At 43.3% G+C, this 20,919-nt stretch carries 9 protein-coding genes and 1 pseudogene; 9 read left to right on the forward strand and 1 reads right to left on the reverse strand.

All coding sequences use genetic code 11. The annotated features are described in order from the left end of the window. Positions 1-43 precede the first annotated feature (43 nt). The 4 genes and pseudogenes from AsFPU1_RS13385 to AsFPU1_RS23145 form a co-directional block, all read left to right on the forward strand. Positions 44-778: an undecaprenyl-phosphate galactose phosphotransferase family protein gene (locus tag AsFPU1_RS13385; RefSeq protein WP_124971050.1), complete on the forward strand. Its 735-nt coding sequence runs from the start codon at positions 44-46 to the stop codon at positions 776-778. 193 nt (positions 779-971) lie between these two features. After that, positions 972-2,060, forward strand: a complete 1,089-nt coding sequence (gmd, locus tag AsFPU1_RS13390; RefSeq protein ID WP_124971047.1) for a GDP-mannose 4,6-dehydratase — start codon at positions 972-974, stop codon at positions 2,058-2,060. Positions 2,061-2,080: 20 nt separating this feature from the next. Continuing rightward, positions 2,081-3,019, forward strand: coding sequence for a GDP-L-fucose synthase family protein (locus AsFPU1_RS13395; RefSeq protein WP_124971044.1), 939 nt, complete (start codon positions 2,081-2,083; stop codon positions 3,017-3,019). A 178-nt stretch (positions 3,020-3,197) separates the two neighbouring features. Beyond that, positions 3,198-3,380 (forward strand): annotated as a pseudogene (locus AsFPU1_RS23145) (Uma2 family endonuclease); the annotation flags it as partial. Positions 3,381-3,516: 136 nt separating this feature from the next. On the opposite strand, the gene AsFPU1_RS13405 reads toward AsFPU1_RS23145, so the two are convergent. Continuing rightward, positions 3,517-8,346 carry a beta strand repeat-containing protein gene (locus AsFPU1_RS13405; RefSeq protein WP_125061121.1) on the reverse strand — a complete coding sequence of 1,610 codons (4,830 nt, stop codon included), beginning with the start codon at positions 8,344-8,346 and terminating at the stop codon, positions 3,517-3,519. Between the two features lie 371 nt (positions 8,347-8,717). Here AsFPU1_RS13405 and rpsT point away from each other — a divergent pair, with 371 nt between their 5' ends. The 5 genes from rpsT (at position 8,718) to AsFPU1_RS13430 (ending at position 20,780) form a co-directional block, all read left to right on the forward strand. Next, complete coding sequence (rpsT, locus tag AsFPU1_RS13410) at positions 8,718-9,011, forward strand: 30S ribosomal protein S20 (protein ID WP_124971041.1); 294 nt, start codon at positions 8,718-8,720, stop codon at positions 9,009-9,011. A gap of 114 nt (positions 9,012-9,125) precedes the next feature. After that, positions 9,126-9,911: a TatD family hydrolase gene (locus AsFPU1_RS13415; protein WP_124971038.1), complete on the forward strand. Its 786-nt coding sequence runs from the start codon at positions 9,126-9,128 to the stop codon at positions 9,909-9,911. 100 nt (positions 9,912-10,011) lie between these two features. Beyond that, positions 10,012-13,323, forward strand: coding sequence for a DNA-directed RNA polymerase subunit beta (gene rpoB, locus AsFPU1_RS13420; protein ID WP_124971033.1), 3,312 nt, complete (start codon positions 10,012-10,014; stop codon positions 13,321-13,323). 228 nt (positions 13,324-13,551) lie between these two features. Continuing rightward, a complete protein-coding gene (locus AsFPU1_RS13425) occupies positions 13,552-17,502 on the forward strand; it encodes a DNA-directed RNA polymerase subunit beta' (protein WP_124971030.1) in 3,951 nt (1,316 codons plus the stop codon). Positions 17,503-18,173: 671 nt separating this feature from the next. Then, positions 18,174-20,780 carry a TIGR03960 family B12-binding radical SAM protein gene (locus AsFPU1_RS13430; RefSeq protein ID WP_124971026.1) on the forward strand — a complete coding sequence of 869 codons (2,607 nt, stop codon included), beginning with the start codon at positions 18,174-18,176 and terminating at the stop codon, positions 20,778-20,780. Positions 20,781-20,919 lie beyond the last annotated feature (139 nt).

Raw genomic sequence — 20,919 nt, forward strand, 5'->3', positions numbered from 1 at the left:
ATCATAAAAGTGTGGTGTGTGTGATGTGATGTGAAGGAGTAAGATGACTGCTAATAGCCAATTTATTTCTGTCAAAGCTTTACAAGCTTTGATGAGACGAGGTTTACCGACCTCCCTTTCCCAAAGAAGATATCAAAAATCATGGTCTCAAACCCTATTAGATGGAACTGTTGCCAAACGATTATTTGATATTGTTTTTTCCTTATTTGTTTTAACTTTCTTTTCTCCCCTTTATTTATTATTGGGGTTGTTAATTACCATTAGTTCCCCTGGCCCAATTTTTTACACTCAAGAAAGGGCCGGTAAGAATTTTAAGAAGTTCGGTTGTATTAAATTCCGAACTATGGTGGAAAATGCTGATGAAGTATTAGCCGTCATGATGGCTAACTCCCCTCAAATGCGGGCTGAGTTTGAAGATAACTTTAAACTTAGGGAAGATCCCCGTATTACTTGGATTGGCAAATTTCTACGCTTAACTAGCTTAGATGAATTTCCTCAATTTTGGAACGTTCTTAAAGGAGATATGAGTGTTGTTGGCCCCCGTCCCTTAGTCCCCGAAGAACTCTGTAAATACGGTAACAGAATTGAAAAAGTTTTGACAATTCGTCCCGGAATTACAGGTTTATGGCAGGTGTCAGGACGCAATGATATTCCTTATCCTGAGCGAGTGCAAATTGATGTTTATTACGTCAATGCTCGTAATTGGTTAATGGATATTTGGATCATCTTTAAAACTATTGGAGTTGTCGTCTTTCCTAAAAATAATGGGGCTTACTAAGAATTATTTTCCTAGTGAATCAACAAGTACACCCTGATTTTCTGTAAGGATAAGCTATTTTTAGGGGTCAACGGCCGTTGACCCCTACCTTTTTGTTGGATAGACGGGGGGTTCTCTTTAGAGTAAAGTAAATAATTAAACCCACCATTTAACTAAAGTTAATCATTGTTTTTAAGTTTAGGATAACTAACTAATGAGTCAAGCCAAACGCGCCCTAATTACAGGTATTACCGGTCAAGATGGATCATATCTGAGTGAATTATTATTAGAAAAAGGCTATGAGGTTCATGGAATCATTCGTCGTAGCTCTACTTTTAACACAGATCGTATTGATCATATTTACATTGATCCTCATAATACCGATGCCAAATTATTTCTCCATTATGGAGACTTAACCGATGGAACAACCCTACGGCGCATTCTAGAAGAAGTTAAACCCCTGGAAATTTACAATTTAGGGGCCCAGTCTCATGTTCGGGTCAGTTTTGATTCCCCAGAATATACGGTAGACTCAGTAGGAATGGGAGCATTACGCCTCTTAGAAGCCATTCGAGACTATCAACAACGTACAGGGATTGAAGTTCGTTTCTATCAAGCTGGATCATCAGAAATGTTTGGTAAAGTCCAAGACATCCCCCAAAAAGAAACCACTCCCTTTTATCCCCGCAGTCCCTACGCTTGCGCCAAAGTTTACGCCCATTGGCAAACCCTTAATTATCGAGAATCTTACGATTTATTCGCCTGTAACGGCATTTTATTCAACCATGAATCTCCTCGTCGTGGGGAAACCTTCGTCACCCGAAAAATTACCCGTGCGATCGCTCGTATCGTCGCCGGAACCCAAAATAAACTATTTTTAGGGAATCTTGATTCTAAAAGAGATTGGGGCTACGCTAAAGATTATGTGCGGGCTATGTGGCTAATGCTGCAACAAGAAACCGCCGATGATTATGTCATCGCCACTGGAGAAACCCATTCAATTCGGGAATTTCTGGATATTTCTTTTAATTACGTCAATCTTAATTGGGAAGATTCTGTTGACTTTGACGAGCGTTATTTACGTCCGGCTGAAGTAGAATTACTCATAGGAGATCCCACAAAAGCCAAAAAACAACTGGGTTGGGAACCCTCGGTAACTTTTGAAGAATTAGTCCATTTAATGGTAGAAGCTGATTTAGCTGCATTAGGACTATCCTCTCCCAATCAGACGGCTAATGACAAACGGTTATTATTACAAGACAATGCTTATGTTCGTCAACCCATGAGCGTCATGGTGGACTAATTCTATTACGAGTAACAAAAATGCTGGACTTAAGTAATAAACGAATTTTAGTCACAGGAGGCGCAGGCTTTCTGGGAAAACAAGTTATAAAACAGTTGATCCAAACGGGGGCCAATCTCGATAAAATCACCGTTCCTCGTTCGAGTGAGTGTGATTTACGACAATTAGACAACTGTCAGCAGGCCGTACTTGAACAAGATATTATTATTCATTTGGCGGCTCATGTAGGGGGAATTGGACTTAATCGAGAAAAACCAGCCGAATTATTCTATGATAACCTGATGATGGGGACTCAGTTAATTCATGCTGCTTATCAAGCCGGAGTCGCCAAGTTTGTTTGTGTGGGGACGATTTGTGCCTATCCTAATTTTACTCCGGTTCCCTTTAAAGAAGATGATCTGTGGAATGGCTATCCTGAAGAAACTAATGCCCCTTATGGAATAGCAAAAAAAGCCTTATTAGTGCAATTACAATCCTATCGTCAACAATATGGATTTAATGGAATTTATTTACTTCCGGTCAATTTGTATGGGCCAGAAGATAATTTTGATCCTCGTAGTTCTCATGTAATTCCTGCTTTAATTCGTAAGGTTTATGAAGCTCAACAACGAGGGGATAAACAAATTCCTGTTTGGGGTGATGGTTCCCCAACTAGAGAGTTTCTTTATTCTACAGATGCGGCCAGAGGAATTGTTATTGCCACTCAACTCTATAATGATTCAGAACCGATTAATTTAGGCACAAATTATGAAATTTCTATTCGTAATTTAGTTGAATTAATTTGTGAATTAATGGAATTTGAAGGAGAAATTATTTGGGAAACCGATAAACCAAATGGACAACCTAGACGTTGTTTAGATACAACAAGAGCAAAAGAATACTTTGGATTTACGGCTCAAATTGAGTTTAAACAAGGCTTAAAAAATACCATTGATTGGTATCGAAAAAACCCTAGTTAACCTAAGTAGGATGGGTTCCCAACCCATCCCAAATCTAATTACTTGAGCTAGAATAATTAGCAATATTAAAATCTTGAGGAATGAAAATGAGTTCAATTTCTCACACAGTACAACCATCAACCACTGATCACGAAACTTCCTCAACGATAGATTGGGCTAATAACTTACCTGACCATACGGTCATTATCTTATTGAACCGTTAAAAATAGAGTTAGGAATTTGGCAAGGGGAATACCAAAATCAACAATTTTCTTGGTTACGATGGTGGAATTTTGATGGTAATCTGTTGTTAACCAGTCAAGAACGAGCCGATTGCTTAGCGCAACAATTACTCGCTTTAGGGGTAGAACCGGAAAGTTAATGCTGCTACAGAAAAAATAAATTTGACAAAATGCACAAATTATGATGCAGAACTTAGGACACATCACAGGTACAGAAATACGGCTCAAGGTGAGGCAAAATCTATGCCCCACCAAGAACCAGAACAGCCTGTAATCCTAAATGTTGACGAAATCGGCCGCAATTAGGGTCGTGGTATTAATACCAGTCAGGGTTGCCAAAATTTCATTAGTGGAAGCCACCCGAATAGTGCTTCCTGAGAAATTCAGTTGCCTGAAGCTCAAACCGTTATACAGTCCGATTTTATCTTCACCCCTAACGAAGTCAGTAATGGTATCAGAACCATCCCCACCAGTATAGGCAAATACATCTTGAGCGTTGCCACCGGTGAGGGTATCATTGCCAAGACCACCATAAAGGGTATCTTTGCCATTATCGCCGTTGAGGACATCGTTGCCAATACCGCCATACAAGAGGTCCTCACCATTACCGCCGTTGAGGACATCGTTGCCGCTACCACCATAGAGGATATCGTTGCTATTACCGCCGTATAGAGTATCGTTACCATTACCACCGTCGAGGGTATCGTTACTATTGCCACCGTTGAGGATATCGTTACCATTACCACCAACCAGGTTATCTGGTTTGTTAGTACCTGTAAGGCAGCTACCGACAGCCACCGTAACGGCAGCAGTACCAGTCAAACTACCATCACTGAGGGTGTAGTTAAAGCTGGCATTACCACTGAATCTAGTAGTTGGGGTAAAGACAATATAATCATCTGCGGTGTTGCTGACAGTGCCATTATTGTTAAGTACTGCAGTGCCGTTAGTGACACCACTGACACCAGTGATACTCAAGACGCTGTTATCAACATCGGTATCATTAGCCAGTAGGGTACTAGCTTGGATAGTGACGGCAGTATTGAAGGCAGTGGTAGCAGTGTCGTTAACACCAACAGGAGCATCATTAACGGGTGTTACAGAGAAGGTTTGGCTTTGACCGGCTAAGGTTGCCGTACCATCATTCACACCGTAGGTTAGATTAACTGCACCATTAAAGTTAGCAGTTGGGGTGAAAGTATAAGTCCCATTACCGTTGTTGACTAATGCACCGTTATTGGAAGTTAAACCGACTACGGATAAGGTATCACCAGCATCTACATCGCTAAACCCTGCTAATAAGTTAGCTGCTGTAATCGTGATAGCTGTATCTTCAGCCGTATTGCTTAAAGTAGCAGTTGGTGAACCAACAGGAGCATCATTAATGGGCGTTACAGAGAAGGTTTGACTTTGACCGGCTAAGGTTGCCGTACCATCACTCACACCGTACGTTAGATTAACTGCACCATTAAAGTTAGCAGTTGGGGTGAAAGTATAAGTTCCATTACCGTTATCAACTAAAGTGCCGTTATTGGAAGTTAAACCGACTACGGATAAGGTATCACCATCTACATCGCTAAACCCTGCTAATAAGTTAGCTGCTGTAATCGTGATAGGTGTATCTTCAGCCGTATTGCTTAAAGTAGCAGTTGGTGAACCAACAGGAGCATCATTAACGGGCGTTACAGAGAAGGTTTGGCTTTGACCGGCTAAGGTTGCCGTACCATCACTCACACCGTACGTTAGATTAACTGCACCATTAAAGTTAGCAGTTGGGGTGAAAGTATAAGTTCCATTACCGTTATCAACTAAAGTGCCGTTATTGGAAGTTAAACCGACTACGGATAAGGTATCACTATCTACATCGCTAAACCCTGCTAATAAGTCAGCCGCATAAATGATAATGGCTGTATCTTCAGCAGTATCGCTTAAAGTAGCTTTAACACCCGATATATTCTCGAAGAACAGGGTATTGCCGTATCTTTCACCCACAAAAGCATCCAAGTCCCCATCCCCATCGATATCGGCAAAGGTGGGTGTAGCCAAATACCCCACATCCGTCAGTCCGAAGGGGTTGGTGGCCTCAAGGGTGAAGTTGGGAGCAGACCCCGTTCCCGTGTTGCGGTAGAATATAGTATTGCCGTATAGTTCCCCCACAAAAGCATCCAAGTCCCCATCCCCATCGATATCGGCAAAGGTGGGTGTAGAATTATACCCCACATCCGTCAGTCCGAAGGGGTTGGTGGCCTCAAGGGTGAAGCTGGGAGCAGACCCCGTTCCCGTGTTGCGGTAGAATAGGGTATTGCCGTATCTTTCACCCACAAAAGCATCCAAGTCCCCATCCCCATCGATATCGGCAAAGGTGGGTGTAGCCAAATACCCCACATCCGTTAGTCCGAAGGGGTTGGTGGCCTCAAGGGTGAAGCTGGGAGCAGACCCCGTTCCCGTGTTGCGGTAGAATATAGTATTGCCGTATACGTCCCCGACAAAAGCATCCAAGTCCCCATCCCCATCGATATCGGCAAAGGTGGGTGCAGAATTATTCCCCACATCCGTCAGTCCGAAGGGGTTGGTGGCCTCAAAGGTGAAGCTGGGAGCAGACCCCGTTCCCGTGTTGCGGTAGAACAGGGTATTGCCGTATCTTTCACTCACAAAAGCATCCAAGTCCCCATCCCCATCGATATCGGCAAAGGTGGGTGTAGCACGATACCCCACATCCGTCAGTCCGAAGGGGTTGGTTTGGGGAGAATTGAATATGGGATCAACTGTGGGTATGGGTGCATCATTAACCGCAGTCACGGAGAAGGTTTGGGTTTCACCGCCTAAGGTTGCCGTACCATCAGTCACATCGTAGGTAAGGGTGACAGTACCATTAAAGTTAGCAGTTGGGGTGAAAGTATAAATCCCATTACCGTTATCAACTAAAGTGCCGTTATTAGCAGTTAAGTTGACAACTGAGAGGGTATCACCATCTACATCGCTAAACCCTGCTAATAAGTTAGCTGCTGTAATCGTGATAGGTGTATCTTCATTCGTGTTGCTTAAAGTGGCAGTGGGTGAACCTGTGGGGGCATTATTAACTGGGGTAGTAGGGTCATTCTCGAAGAACAGGGTATTGCCGAAATTCTCACCCACAAAAGCATCCAAGTCCCCATCCCCATCGATATCGGCAAAGGTGGGTGTAGAATTATACCCCACATCCGTCAGTCCGAAGGGGTTGGTGGCCTCAAGGGTGAAGTTGGGAGCAGACCCCGTTCCCGTGTTGCGGTAGAATATAGTAGTTCCGTATCTGTTCCCCACAAAAGCATCCAAGTCCCCATCCCCATCGATATCGGCAAAGGTGGGTGTAGAATTATACCCCACATCCGTCAGTCCGAAGGGGTTGGTCGCCTCAAGGGTGAAGCTGGGAGCAGACCCCGTTCCCGTGTTGCGGTAGAATATAGTATTGCCGTCATCAGCACCCACAAAAGCATCCAAGTCCCCATCCCCATCGATATCGGCAAAGGTGGGTGTAGCAAAAATCCCCACATTCGTCAGTCCGAAGGGGTTGGTGGCCTCAAGGGTGAAGCTGGGAGCAGACCCCGTTCCCGTGTTGCGGTAGAATATAGTATTGCCGTCATTAGCACCCACAAAAGCATCCAAATCCCCATCCCCATCGATATCGGCAAAGGTGGGTACAGAATTATACCCCACATCCGTCAGTCCGAAGGGGTTGGTGGCTTCAAGGGTGAAGCTGGGAGCAGACCCCGTTCCCGTGTTGCGGTAGAATCTAGTATTTCCGTATAGTTCCCCCACAAAAGCATCCAAGTCCCCATCCCCATCGATATCGGCAAAGGTGGGTGTAGCACGATACCCCACATCCGTCAGTCCGAAGGGGTTGGTTTGGGGAGAATTGAATATGGGATCAACTGTGGGTATGGGTGCATCATTAACCGCAGTCACGGAGAAGGTTTGGGTTTCACCGCCTAAGGTTGCCGTACCATCAGTCACATCGTAGGTAAGGGTGACAGTACCATTAAAGTTAGCAGTTGGGGTGAAAGTATAAGTCCCATTACCGTTATCAACTAAAGTGCCGTTATTAGCAGTTAAGTTGACAACTGAGAGGGTATCACCATCTACATCGCTAAACCCTGCTAATAAGTTAGCTGCTGTAATCGTGATAGGTGTATCTTCATTCGTGTTGCTTAAAGTAGCAGTTGGTGAACCTGTGGGGGCATTATTAACTGGGGTAGTAGGGGCAATATTCTCGAAGAACAGGGTATTGCCTTCAACAGTACCCACAAAAGCATCCAAGTCCCCATCATTATCGATATCGGCAAAGGTGGGGGTAGCATAAAACCCCACATCCGTCAATCCGAAGGGGTTGGTGCCCTCAAAGGTGAAGCTGGGAGCAGACCCCGTTCCCGTGTTGCGGTAGAACACGGTATTGCCGAAACGCTCACCCACAAAAGCATCCAAGTCCTCATCCCCATCGATATCGGCAAAGGTGGGTGTAGCAAAAATCCCCACATCCGTCAGTCCGAAGGGGTTGGTGGCCTCAAGGGTGAAGCTGGGAGCAGACTCGCTTCCCGTGTTGCGGTAGAACCGGGTATTGCCGTTATCAGCACCCACAAAAGCATCCAAATCCCCATCCCCATCGATATCGGCAAAGGTGGGTTTAGCCAAATCCTCCACATCCGTCAGTCCGAAGGGGTTGGTGGCCTCAAGGGTGAAGCTGGGAGCAGACCCCGTTCCCGTGTTGCGGTAGAACAGGGTATTGCCGTATGTGTCCCCCACAAAAGCATCCAAATCCCCATCCCCATCGATATCGGCAAAGGTGGGTGCAGAATTATACCCCACATCCGTCAGTCCGAAGGGGTTGGTGGCCTCAAGGGTGAAGCTGGGAGCAGACCCCGTTCCCGTGTTGCGGTAGAACCGGGTATTGCCGTCATCAGCACCCACAAAAGCATCCAAGTCCCCATCCCCATCGATATCGGCAAAGGTGGGTGTAGCAAAAATCCCCACATCCGTCAGTCCGAAGGGGTTGGTTTGGGGAGAATTGAATATGGGATCAACTGTTGGTGCATCATTAACCGCAGTATCACCTGTGAAGTTAGTAGTGGTCATGATTTTGAATGAATGTACTCTTGATTAAAAGTTGAGAGCTTGGTAGATCATTAAATAACATAACAGAATTATGAATTATGAATTATGAATTATCAATTATCAATTATGAATTATGAATTATGAATTATGAATTATCAATTATGAATTATCAATTATGAATTATGAATTATAATTGTTCCAACGATAGAATAAGGGTTGCCAGACTCCTAATTTTGACAAGTTGTCCACCAAAATCGCCAGATCTCGAACTCAGGTTATCACTGTCAAAAAAAAATTTACCCAACTTGCCATAGAGAGCAAAACCTTGCTATAATATCTATTCCGAACATAATCAGCATCATTAACCTAAGTAACCTATTCTAGAGAAGACTGTGGCTAACTCAAAGTCTGCAATTAAACGTATTGATATCGCCGAACGTAACCGAGTCCGTAACAAAAACTACAAGTCGGCGGTAAGAACCCTCATGAAAAAATATTTCCAAGCCGTTGAAACTTATGCGGCTAGTCCAACCCCAGATAATCTGACAGTGGTTCAGCAATCTATGTCAGCAGCTTATAGCAAAATTGACAAAGCTGTCAAAACCAAAGTCTTACACCGTAACAATGGCGATCGCAAGAAGTCCCGTCTAGCAAGGGTACTCAAAACAGTAGCCGTAGCTTCTTAAGCTAATCGTTACCCTGTCATAGCATACACATTAAGGTTAGGAATTAGTACTTTGTTGCAATAGCCTTTTGCCTGACCCTTAACAGTATGGCTTTTCATCGCACTTAGGAGGCCGATGCGACTCATTGATACCCATGTTCACATTAACTTTAACGTTTTCGAGAAAGAGTTAGACTCCTTACGAGAACGTTGGCAACAAGCGGAAGTAGTTCACCTGGTTCATTCTTGCGTAGAACCCGCCGAATTTAAGGGTATCCAAAGTCTAGCCGATCGCTTTGAGGAAATCTCCTTTGCAGTGGGTTTACACCCCCTAGATGCCCACAAATGGACAGAAAACACCGCCAAGGAGATCCAAGCCTATGCTACCTCAGATCGGCGGGTAGTTGCCATCGGAGAAATGGGACTCGATTATTTTAAAGCCGATAACCGAGAATGGCAAAAACAAGTATTTGAGTCCCAACTGGCGATCGCCAAAGAACTTGATAAAGCCATTATTATTCATTGTCGGGATGCGGCAACTGAGTTAGAGGACATATTAACCTCATTTTGGCAGGAGGTGGGGCCAGTCAGAGGAGTCATGCACTGTTGGAGTGGAACACCCGAAGAAACCCAAAGATTTTTAGATCTGGGGTTTTATATTAGTTTTAGTGGTATTGTCACCTTTAAGAAAGCCCAAGAGATTCAAGAAAGTGCCAAAATAGTACCTAGCGATCGCTTATTAATTGAAACTGACTGTCCTTTTTTGGCCCCTGTCCCCAAACGAGGAAAACGCAATGAACCAGCATATGTTCGTCATGTCGCTGAATTTTTAGCCCAATTACGAGAGGTTCCCTTAGATATTCTAGCCCAACAAACCACCGAAAATGCCTGTCAACTGTTTCAATTATCAATTAATTCCTAAGACAGTTTCTTCAACAATAAACAATGAATAATAAACAATTGAAAAACTTAAATCAATCAATTGTTAATTGATAACCAGTACCTTATATTGATTAAACCCAATGTCTAATCTAGTCTATAACTATAACTTGCTCCCTGATTTAATCGAAATTCAACACTCTAGTTTTCGTTGGTTTCTGGAAGAAGGACTGATTGAAGAACTCAATAGTTTTTCTCCAATTACTGACTATACAGGAAAATTGGAACTCCATTTTTTAGGGGAAAATTACAAACTAAAAGAACCTAAATATGACGTTGATGAGGCAAAAAGACGGGATAGTACCTATTCCGTGCAGATGTATGTACCTACTCGTTTAATTAATAAAGAAACTGGGGAAATTAAAGAACAAGAAGTCTTTATTGGGGATTTACCCTTGATGACAGATCGGGGTACATTTATTATTAATGGAGCCGAACGAGTAATTGTTAACCAAATTGTTCGTTCTCCAGGAGTTTACTATAAAGCAGAAATTGATAAAAATGGACGACGGACTTATTCAGCATCATTGATTCCGAACCGGGGGGCCTGGTTAAAATTTGAAACCGATAAAAATGGCTTAGTTTGGGTAAGAATTGACAAAACCCGTAAATTATCAGCCCAAGTATTATTAAAAGCTATTGGGTTAAGTGACAATGAGATTCTCGACTCCTTACGTCATCCCGAATTTTATCAACGGACATTAGATAAAGAAGGAAATCCTACCGAAGAAGATGCACTACTAGAATTGTACCGGAAATTAAGACCAGGGGAACCCCCGACAGTCAGTGGGGGACAACAACTGCTCGAATCTCGCTTTTTTGACTGTAAACGCTATGATTTAGGGCGAGTTGGACGATATAAACTCAATAAAAAATTGCGTCTTAGTGTAGCTGATACCATTCGAGTACTGCAACCGACAGACATTTTATGCGCCATTGACTACCTGATTAACTTAGAATTTGACACAGGAAATGTTGACGATATTGACCATTTAGGGAACCGTCGGGTGCGTTCCGTGGGAGAATTGCTACAAAATCAGGTCAGAGTCGGGTTAAATCGCTTAGAACGGATTATTCGGGAACGGATGACCGTCAGTGAGTCCGATAGTTTGACTCCTGCGTCCCTAGTCAATCCTAAACCTTTAGTGGCAGCCATTAAAGAATTTTTCGGGTCATCTCAACTGTCCCAATTTATGGATCAAACGAATCCTTTAGCCGAATTAACCCATAAACGGCGGATTTCAGCATTAGGGCCAGGAGGACTAACCAGAGAAAGGGCCGGATTTGCGGTACGGGATATTCACCCTTCTCATCATGGACGAATTTGTCCGGTAGAAACCCCTGAAGGGCCCAACGCAGGATTAATTGGTTCTTTGGCCACTTATGCGCGGGTAAATCAATACGGATTTATAGAAACCCCTTACTATAAAGTAGAAAATGCCCGGGCCAGACGAGATTTAGACCCAGTTTATTTAACCGCAGACGAAGAAGATGATCGTCGGGTTGCCCCAGGAGATTTAGCCACCGATGAAGACGGTAATATTCTAGGGGAATTGGTGCCAATTCGCTACCGTCAGGAATTTTCCACCACCAGTCCCGAACAGGTAGATTATGTGGCGGTTTCTCCCGTGCAAATCGTGTCCGTAGCGACCTCTATGATTCCCTTCTTAGAACATGATGACGCTAACAGGGCCTTAATGGGGTCTAATATGCAGCGTCAAGCGGTTCCCCTCTTGCGGCCAGAACGTCCTTTAGTGGGGACAGGTTTAGAGGCCCAAGCGGCGCGAGATTCAGGGATGGTGATTGTGTCTCGGACGGAAGGGATAGTGACTTATGTGGATGCTAACGAAATTCGGGTACAAGTAACAGGCCCTGAAACCAATGAGAAATATGGCACAGAGATCACTTATCTGTTGCAGAAGTATCAAAGGTCTAACCAGGATACTTGTTTGAATCAACGGCCCCTCGTATATGTAGGGGAAGATGTGGTTCCGGGTCAAGTATTAGCGGATGGTTCGGCCACAGAAGGGGGTGAGTTAGCTTTAGGACAGAATATCTTAGTTGCTTATATGCCTTGGGAGGGATATAATTATGAAGATGCGATTCTGATTAGTGAAAGGCTGGTGTATGATGATGTTTATACCAGTATTCACGTGGAAAAATACGAAATTGAGGCACGACAAACGAAATTAGGACCCGAAGAGATTACCCGTGAAATTCCTAATGTAGGGGAAGATGCCTTAAGACATTTGGATGAACAGGGCATTATCCGTAAAGGTGCCTGGGTAGAAGCTGGGGATATTTTGGTAGGGAAAGTGACTCCCAAAGGAGAATCAGACCAACCCCCAGAAGAAAAGCTATTACGGGCAATTTTCGGCGAAAAAGCGCGGGATGTGCGGGATAATTCCCTACGGGTTCCCAACGGAGAAAAAGGCCGGGTGGTAGATGTACGGGTCTTTACTCGTGAACAGGGAGATGAGTTACCTCCTGGTGCGAATATGGTCGTCCGGTCTTATGTGGCCCAAAAACGGAAGATTCAGGTAGGGGATAAAATGGCGGGTCGTCATGGGAATAAGGGGATTATTTCTCGGATTTTGCCCATTGAGGATATGCCCTATTTACCCGATGGTCGTCCGGTGGATATTGTACTTAATCCTTTGGGTGTTCCTTCCAGGATGAACGTGGGACAAGTGTTTGAGTGTTTATTGGGATGGGCCGGAGAAAATTTAGGGGTAAGGTTTAAGGTAACTCCCTTTGATGAGATGTATGGGGAAGAATCTTCCCGTAATACGGTTCATGGGTTATTAGAAAGTGCGGCGAAAAAACCCCGAAAAAACTGGATTTATGACCCGGAAAATCCTGGGAAAATTCAGGTATTTGATGGACGCACAGGGGAACCTTTTGATCGTCCGGTGACAGTGGGTGAAGCTTATATGCTGAAACTGGTTCACTTAGTCGATGATAAGATTCATGCGCGTTCGACAGGCCCTTATTCTTTGGTGACGCAACAGCCTTTAGGGGGTAAAGCACAACAAGGGGGTCAACGATTTGGAGAGATGGAAGTATGGGCCTTAGAAGCTTATGGAGCGGCTTATATTTTGCAAGAACTGTTAACCGTTAAGTCTGACGATATGCAAGGACGTAATGAGGCTTTAAATGCCATCGTCAAAGGTAAACCGATCCCTCGCCCTGGTACTCCTGAATCATTTAAGGTTTTGATGCGGGAATTACAATCTCTGGGATTAGATATTGCGGTTCATAAAGTAGAAACGGCTGAAGATGGAACCAGTCGAGATGTGGAGGTGGATTTGATGATAGATACTCAACGGCGAACTCCGAGTCGTCCTACTTATGAATCTCTGACAACAGAAGATCTCGAAGAAGAAGAGGTTTAATTATGAAGGATAAATTATGAATTATCAATTAGGAAGAAATTATGAATGATAAGTGAATTATAAATTAGGAGACAAATGGGAACTTCTAAATTGAGTATTTACTCCAATTATTCCCATTCATAATTCATAATTCATAATTCATAATTCATAATTCATAATTCATAATTCATAATTCATAATTCATAATTCATAATTCATAATTCATAATTTCTCAAACTATTAACTGACATGACATTCTATAACCACATTGTTGATAAAGGTCGTCTAAAGAAATTAATTGCTTGGACTTACCGTAATTATGGCTCAGCACGCAGCGCTCAAATGGCTGATTTCCTCAAAGATCTCGGCTTCCGCTTTGCCACTAAAGCAGGAGTTTCCATAAGCATTGATGACTTGAAGATTCCCTCAAGTAAACGGGCCTTACTTGATAGTGCTGAACAAGAAATTCGGACTACTCAAGAACGATATGCACGAGGAGAAATTACTGAAGTTGAGCGTTTTCAAAAGGTAATTGACACCTGGAATAGTACCTCAGAAGAATTAAAAGATGAGGTTATTCGTAATTTCCAAGAGACTGATCCCCTAAATTCCGTCTATATGATGGCTTTTAGTGGTGCAAGAGGGAATATGAGCCAAGTGCGCCAGTTAGTGGGCATGCGGGGTCTGATGGCAGATCCTCAAGGGGAAATTATCGATTTACCCATTAAAACAAATTTTCGCGAGGGATTGACGGTTACTGAGTATATCATTTCTTCTTATGGGGCCCGTAAAGGGTTGGTAGATACCGCACTACGAACCGCAGATTCAGGTTATTTGACCCGTCGGTTGGTGGATGTAGCTCAGGATGTGATTATCCGTGAGGTAGATTGTGGGACAAGTCGCAGTCTGAAGGTGACAGCCATGAAAGACGGCGATCGCGTCAAAATTCCCTTAGTAGATCGTTTGTTAGGTCGGGTACTAGCAGAAGATATAGTAGTAGATGGGCAAATATTGGCTAAACGCAATCAAAGTATTGACCCAGAGTTGGCCGTGGCCATCAGTGAAAAGGTGGACGAGGTAATGGTGCGATCGCCCTTAACTTGTGAGGCAGCCCGTTCTGTGTGCCAAACCTGTTATGGTTGGAGTCTGGCAGTGGGTAAACAAGTAGATCTAGGTGAAGCAGTAGGTATTATTGCGGCTCAATCTATTGGAGAACCAGGGACTCAGTTAACCATGCGCACGTTCCACACAGGGGGCGTATTTACAGGAGAAGTGGCGCGCCAGGAGAAAGCCCCCGATATAGGTAAAGTCAAATGGGGTAAGGGTTTGAGTACCCGTAAAGTTCGGACTCGACATGGAGATGATGCCTTTGCGGTAGAAGTAGCTGGTGATTTGACTTGGGTGTCGACGACGGGAGAAAAATCGACGACTTATTCGGTCACACCGGGATCTTTGTTGTTTGTCGACAATGGGCAATCTGTAATTAAAGATCAGTTGTTGGCGGAGGTAACATCGGCTAAAGTGGCCAAGTCAACAGAACGAGCAACTAAGGACGTTTCAACGAATTTGGCCGGAGAAATTTTCTTTGCTAATTTGGTGGCAGAAGAAAAAACAGACCGTCAGGGGAATACAACTCGTATTGCTCAACGGGGGGGCCTAATTTGGGTTTTGTCTGGGGATGTGTATAATTTGCCCCCTGGTGCTGAATCCGTCGTGAGTAATGGTTCCCAGGTTAAAGTCGGATCGGTATTAGCCGAAACTCGCCTAACTTCTATTGGGGGCGGTGTGGTACGTCATGAGCCGAATAGTCGAGAAATTGAAATTATTACGGCTTCTGTGCTGTTAGATCGCTCAGAAGTGCGTAAGGAAAGTAGCTCAGGCCATGATCAATATGTGATTCATACTACCGATAATCAACGCTTTTTGTTGAAAGCGGCCCCGGAAACTAAAGTCCAAAATCATGCGATTATTGCTGAGTTGATTGATGATCGCTATCAAACAACGACAGGAGGGATTCTGCGTTATGCGGATATTGAAATCGCTAAGGGTAGTCGTAAGGCCGGTTATGAGGTGATTAAAGGGGGTACACTATTGTGGATTCCTGAAGAAACTCATGAGGTCAATAAGGATATTTCCTTATTACAGGTAGAAGACGGTCAGTTTGTTGAAGCGGCCACAGAAGTGGTTAAGGATATTTTCTGTCAGTCAAGTGGCGTAGTCGAAGTGGTGCAGAAAAATGATATTCTGCGGGAGATTATTGTTAAACCTGGAGATTTTCATCTGGATCTTGACCCCGATGAGGTGGGTATAGAAACCGGTCAATTGATTCCTCCTGGTACTGAGGTTTTACCTGGAGTGGTGACAACGGATCTGCGTCAGGCTGAATGGATTGAAAGCACTGAAGGATTGGGCTTGTTGTTACGTCCCGTGATGGAATATCCAGTGTCTGATGAACCGGCCGCCCCTTCTCAGGGTTCTATTAATGAACTGGGGGGACGACAAATTGAGTTGCGATCGGTACAACGTCTGTTCTATAAGGATGGAGAACGGGTCAAGTCGGTGGATGGGACTCATTTATTAAGTACCCAGTTGGTATTGGAGATTACCAGTCTTGCGTCGGATATTACGCCCCATTTGTCGGCGGATATTGAGTTGTATAATGATGAGGAGTCGGACTGTCAGCGTCTTCAGTTGGTAATTTTGGAATCATTGGTCTTACGTCGCGATCTTGAGAATGATCCTTATACTGGTCTAATTGAGACAACAGTATTAGTTACCGATGGACAACAAATTCCCCCAGGTTCAGTAGTAGCTAAAACGGAGATTCAGTGTAAAGAGGATGGAGAAGTTCGCGGGATTAAGCGCGGCCAAGAAGCAATTCGCCGGGTTCTGATTGTCAGGGAGGAAGATCGTAAAACCATTGTGATTCCCCAAAAACCGACAGTATCTGCTGGTGATCTAGTAGTAGCTTCTACTGAGTTGGCCCCTGGTGTCATTGCTTCGGATTCAGGGCAAGTGTTAGAAGTCAAGCCCAGTGGTTCGGAATATGCGATAACGTTGCGTTTAGCTCGTCCTTATCGGGTATCGGCAGGTGCTATTTTACACATCGATGATGGGGATTTGGTACAACGTGGGGACAATTTAGTATTACTGGTGTTTGAACGCTCAAAAACAGGGGATATTATTCAAGGTTTGCCTCGGATTGAGGAATTATTAGAGGCCCGCAAACCGAAGGAAGCTTGTGTCCTCGCCCGCAAACCTGGTGTTTGTCAGGTGGAATACCTCGAAGATGAGAGTGTTGATGTGAAAATTATTGAGGATGATGGCAGTATTAGTGAGTACCCCATTTTGCCCAATCAGAATGTTATGGTTTCTGATAATCAACGGCTAGATGTGGGAGATCCTTTAACTGATGGGCCGGCTAATCCTCATGAGATTTTGGAGGTTTTCTTTAATTATTATGTGGAACGAGAAGGGGTCTATGAAGCAGCCATGAAAGGGTTACAAGCTGCTCAGAAGTTCTTGGTTAATCAGGTGCAAACGGTTTATCAGTCTCAAGGGATTGATATTTCTGATAAGCATATTGAGGTGATTGTTCGTCAGATGACGGCTAAGGTTCGTCTTGATGATGGTGGAGAAACAACCATGTTACCAGGTGAGTTGGTGGAACTGCGTCAGGTTGAGCAAGTTAATGAGGCTATGGCTATTACGGGTGGTGCGCCGGCCCGTTATACTCCTGTATTATTGGGGATTACGAAAGCTTCTCTAAATACGGATAGCTTTATTAGTGCCGCTTCTTTCCAAGAGACTACTCGTGTCCTCACAGAAGCCGCTATTGAGGGTAAATCCGATTGGTTGCGCGGTTTGAAGGAAAATGTCATTATTGGTCGCTTGATTCCGGCAGGAACTGGCTACAATATCCATGAAGATATTATCATGGGAACGAATTTAGAAAATAGTGAGGAAAGTGGCAAAAATCGTTCTTCTTTGTATGGACGGGAAAATGATCGATCACTGAGTGATTCTAATTATGATTCTGCGCGTCCCTCTCGTCTGTTGGTGGATAATTTGGATGAAGTCGATGAGCATATGATCTTAGATGATAATATTGCTCGTGCTTATGCTGAGACTCCCTGGGGAATGGATGCTGATTCGGATAAGAATTTTATCGATGATTTGTTTGAGGATGAGGATGAATAATTGATAATTGACAATTGATAATTATTCATTATTAAAAAAGAGCCTTTCACTAGAAATGGCTCTTTTTTCTCTTTTAATAATTGAAATCTCGCGCAAAGGCGCAAAGACGCAGGCGAGAATAGTTATAATCCACTGAATATTTTAATGTCTTGTCATTTACCTTGGTTACAAAAATGTCAACCTAGTAAGTAACTGGACAAAAATAAACGTTACGGTGAAGTGAGCAGGGGAGCGCAGGAGCGCCGGAGCGCCGGAGAGGGGTTACAACCTAGTTACATTTCTTAACATAGTATTGTTTATTTATGTCCGACTACTTATCTTTAAGGGAAAAACCAGGGATTTTTATCTAAAAATATTTTTTGGTATAAGCACGCCTGGGATTATCATTCATAATGATATCACAAGTGCCTCAAAGAGCGCAACTACGTTACTCACTTTTTTGGGATTTTGCCTCGGACAAGGGAAATTGAACAATTTTTAGGCATATCAGTAATTTAAAAGTTGTTTGTTTTAATTATTAAATAAATTTATATATGATTAAAAATATAGCTAATTTTAGCGATCGCTCTGGTATTTAGAGTATCATAAACGTTATAGAAAAATATAGTCATATATACTCAAATACTAAGAAAAGCTAAGGCTTCTCCCGCTAAGTACTGGAGGTTTCGCTCGTGACAGTTGCCATAGAAAAACTTATTACCCCTGAAATTGTTAAACCGGCCCGTTATTTGGGCAACGAATTAGGGGCTAAACATAAACCTTGGGAAAACGCTAACGTCCGGTGGGTGTTGACTTATCCCGAAGTTTACGAACTCGGAGCCTCTAATTTAGGGCATATTATCCTCTACAATATCTTAAATGCCCAACCTAGACAATTGTGCGATCGCGCTTACCTTCCGGCCCCAGATTTAGCGGCCAAACTCAAGGAAACTCAAACCCCTTTATTTGCCCTAGAATCTCACCGTGCAGTCACAGATTTTGATATTCTGGGATTTAACCTCAGTTACGAACTAGGAGCGACTAACATCTTAGAAATGCTCCATTTAGCGCAAATTCCTTTAACCTGGAAAGAAAGAGATCAAGGCAATTATCCTCTGATTTTTGCGGGGGGACAAACCGCTACCTCTAACCCTGAACCATTTGCCGACTTTTTCGATTTTATGGCTTTAGGGGACGGAGAAGAATTATTACCCGAAATTGGTTTAATTCTCGAACAAGGAAAGAAAAATCAGTTAACTAAAGAAGCTTTACTCTTAGATTTGGCCCAAGTTCCAGGGGTTTATGTCCCTCGTTTCTATGATGTTACCCCAGAAGGTGCGGTTATTCCGAATCATGTTGATGTTCCTAGTCGTATTTTACGTCGGGTAGCGACTCCTATTCCTGCTTATGCTATTGGGTTAGTTCCCTACATTGAAACTATCCATGATCGTTTAGTAGTAGAAATTCGACGGGGTTGTACTCGTGGGTGTCGTTTTTGTCAACCCGGAATGTTAACTCGTCCGGCCAGAGATGTTCAACCCGAAGATGTGATCGATGCGATTGAAAAAGGTATTAGAGAAACGGGACATAATGAATTTTCCTTGCTTTCTTTGAGTTGTTCCGATTATTTAGCACTTCCATCTGTTGGTATTGAGATCAAAAACCGTCTCAAAAACGAAAATATTAACCTTTCTTTACCTAGTCAAAGGGTTGATCGTTTTGATGAAAATATCGCTAACATTATTGGGGGAAACCGTCCGTCAGGCTTAACTTTTGCACCGGAAGCGGGAACCCAAAGGATGCGGGATGTCATTAATAAAGGGTTAACCAACGAAGAATTATTACGAGGTATTAAAATTGCCGTTGAACAAGGTTGGGATAAGGTTAAACTCTATTTTATGATTGGGTTGCCAGGGGAAACGGATACTGATGTCATTGGTATTGTGGAAACAGTGCGCTGGTTGCGTCGAGAATGTCGTTTAAACGGTCGCAAACCCCTACAATTTACCATTACCATCTCTAACTTTACTCCTAAACCTCACACGCCTTTTCAATGGCATTCCGTGTCTACGGCAGAATTTAAACGAAAACAAGACCTGTTAAGGGAGGAATTTCGCCAAGTAAGGGGAGTTAAAGCCAATTATACGGATGTGCGTATTTCTGGGATGGAAGATTTTGTCGGACGGGGTGACAGACGTTTATCCTCGGTTATTCGTCGCGCTTGGGAATTAGGGGCCGGTATGGATGCTTGGTGGGAAAATACGGAGAAAGCTTATCGGGCCTGGGAACAAGCTATTGATGAGGCCGGGTTAAGTTGGAAATATCGTCAAGTAGAAAACGGAGAATGGAATATTTTTGATGTTTATAGTAAGGGTCAACGGCCGTTGACCCCTACCTATGACTGGCCTTTACCTTGGGATCATGTGAATACGGGTATTGACAAAAAATGGTTAAAAGAGGATTTACAACGGGCCTTAGAAGCAGCAACGGTTCCTGATTGTGCTTTTGATGGTTGTTCCCATTGTGGGGTTTGTGGCTTAGATTTTGGACATAATATTGTGGTGGAACCCCCACCAATTCCTCAATTTAGCGGTGAGTTTCAGGCTAATCAAGAGCGGTTACAACGGTTTCGGGTGTTTTTTGGTAAAATTGGCGAAATGGCCTTGGTTAGCCACTTGGATTTAGTGAGGTTGTTTGATCGGGGTGTACGTCGTGGGGCCTTACCTATTTCTTTTACGGGGGGATATCATCCGGGCCCAAGAATTTCTATTGCTAATGCGTTAACTTTGGGAGTGACTAGCAATGGGGAAATTGTAGATTTTGAGTTAACTCAATGGATGGATATTGAGGTATTTCGTCAAGCTTTGGAAAAACAATTACCTGCAGATATTCCTATTTATAATGTTGAAGAAGTGCCGATTAAATCTTTAGCTGCGACTCGTTTATTAGAGAAAGCAGAGTATTTGATTACGGTTGAAACTGAGGGGTTAACTTCTGCTGAAATTTGGCAAACTTGGGTAACAAATGTGTTAGAAACTGTTGAGATCAATCACGAGAAAACTACTAAGTCAGGGAAAAAACAAACGGTTAATTTACGCTATCGCTTATTTTCTTTGTCGGTAGAATCAACGGATAATAATAGTGCTGTTTTGCGCTATATAGGAAGTTGTCGTAATGATGGGACGATGTTACATCCTGAACAGGTTATTTTGATGTTAGAACAGGTTTCAGGTCAAGAGTTGCATTTGTTAAAAGTGCATCGTCAACAATTGATTTTAGGAGTAGAGACAGAAGGTTGATAGATTGATAGATAATAAAATTATAACAGGGATGGGGATGTGTTGGGAACACATCCTACTTTTTATGAATTGGTGAATTAGTTCTATCAGACTAAATTCTAGGTTGCGTAGGCAACCTTTGTTTGTATAGCTTAACTCT

Origin of the sequence: Aphanothece sacrum FPU1 (assembly GCF_003864295.1) — a bacterium.
Lineage (GTDB): Bacteria > Cyanobacteriota > Cyanobacteriia > Cyanobacteriales > Microcystaceae > Aphanothece_B > Aphanothece_B sacrum.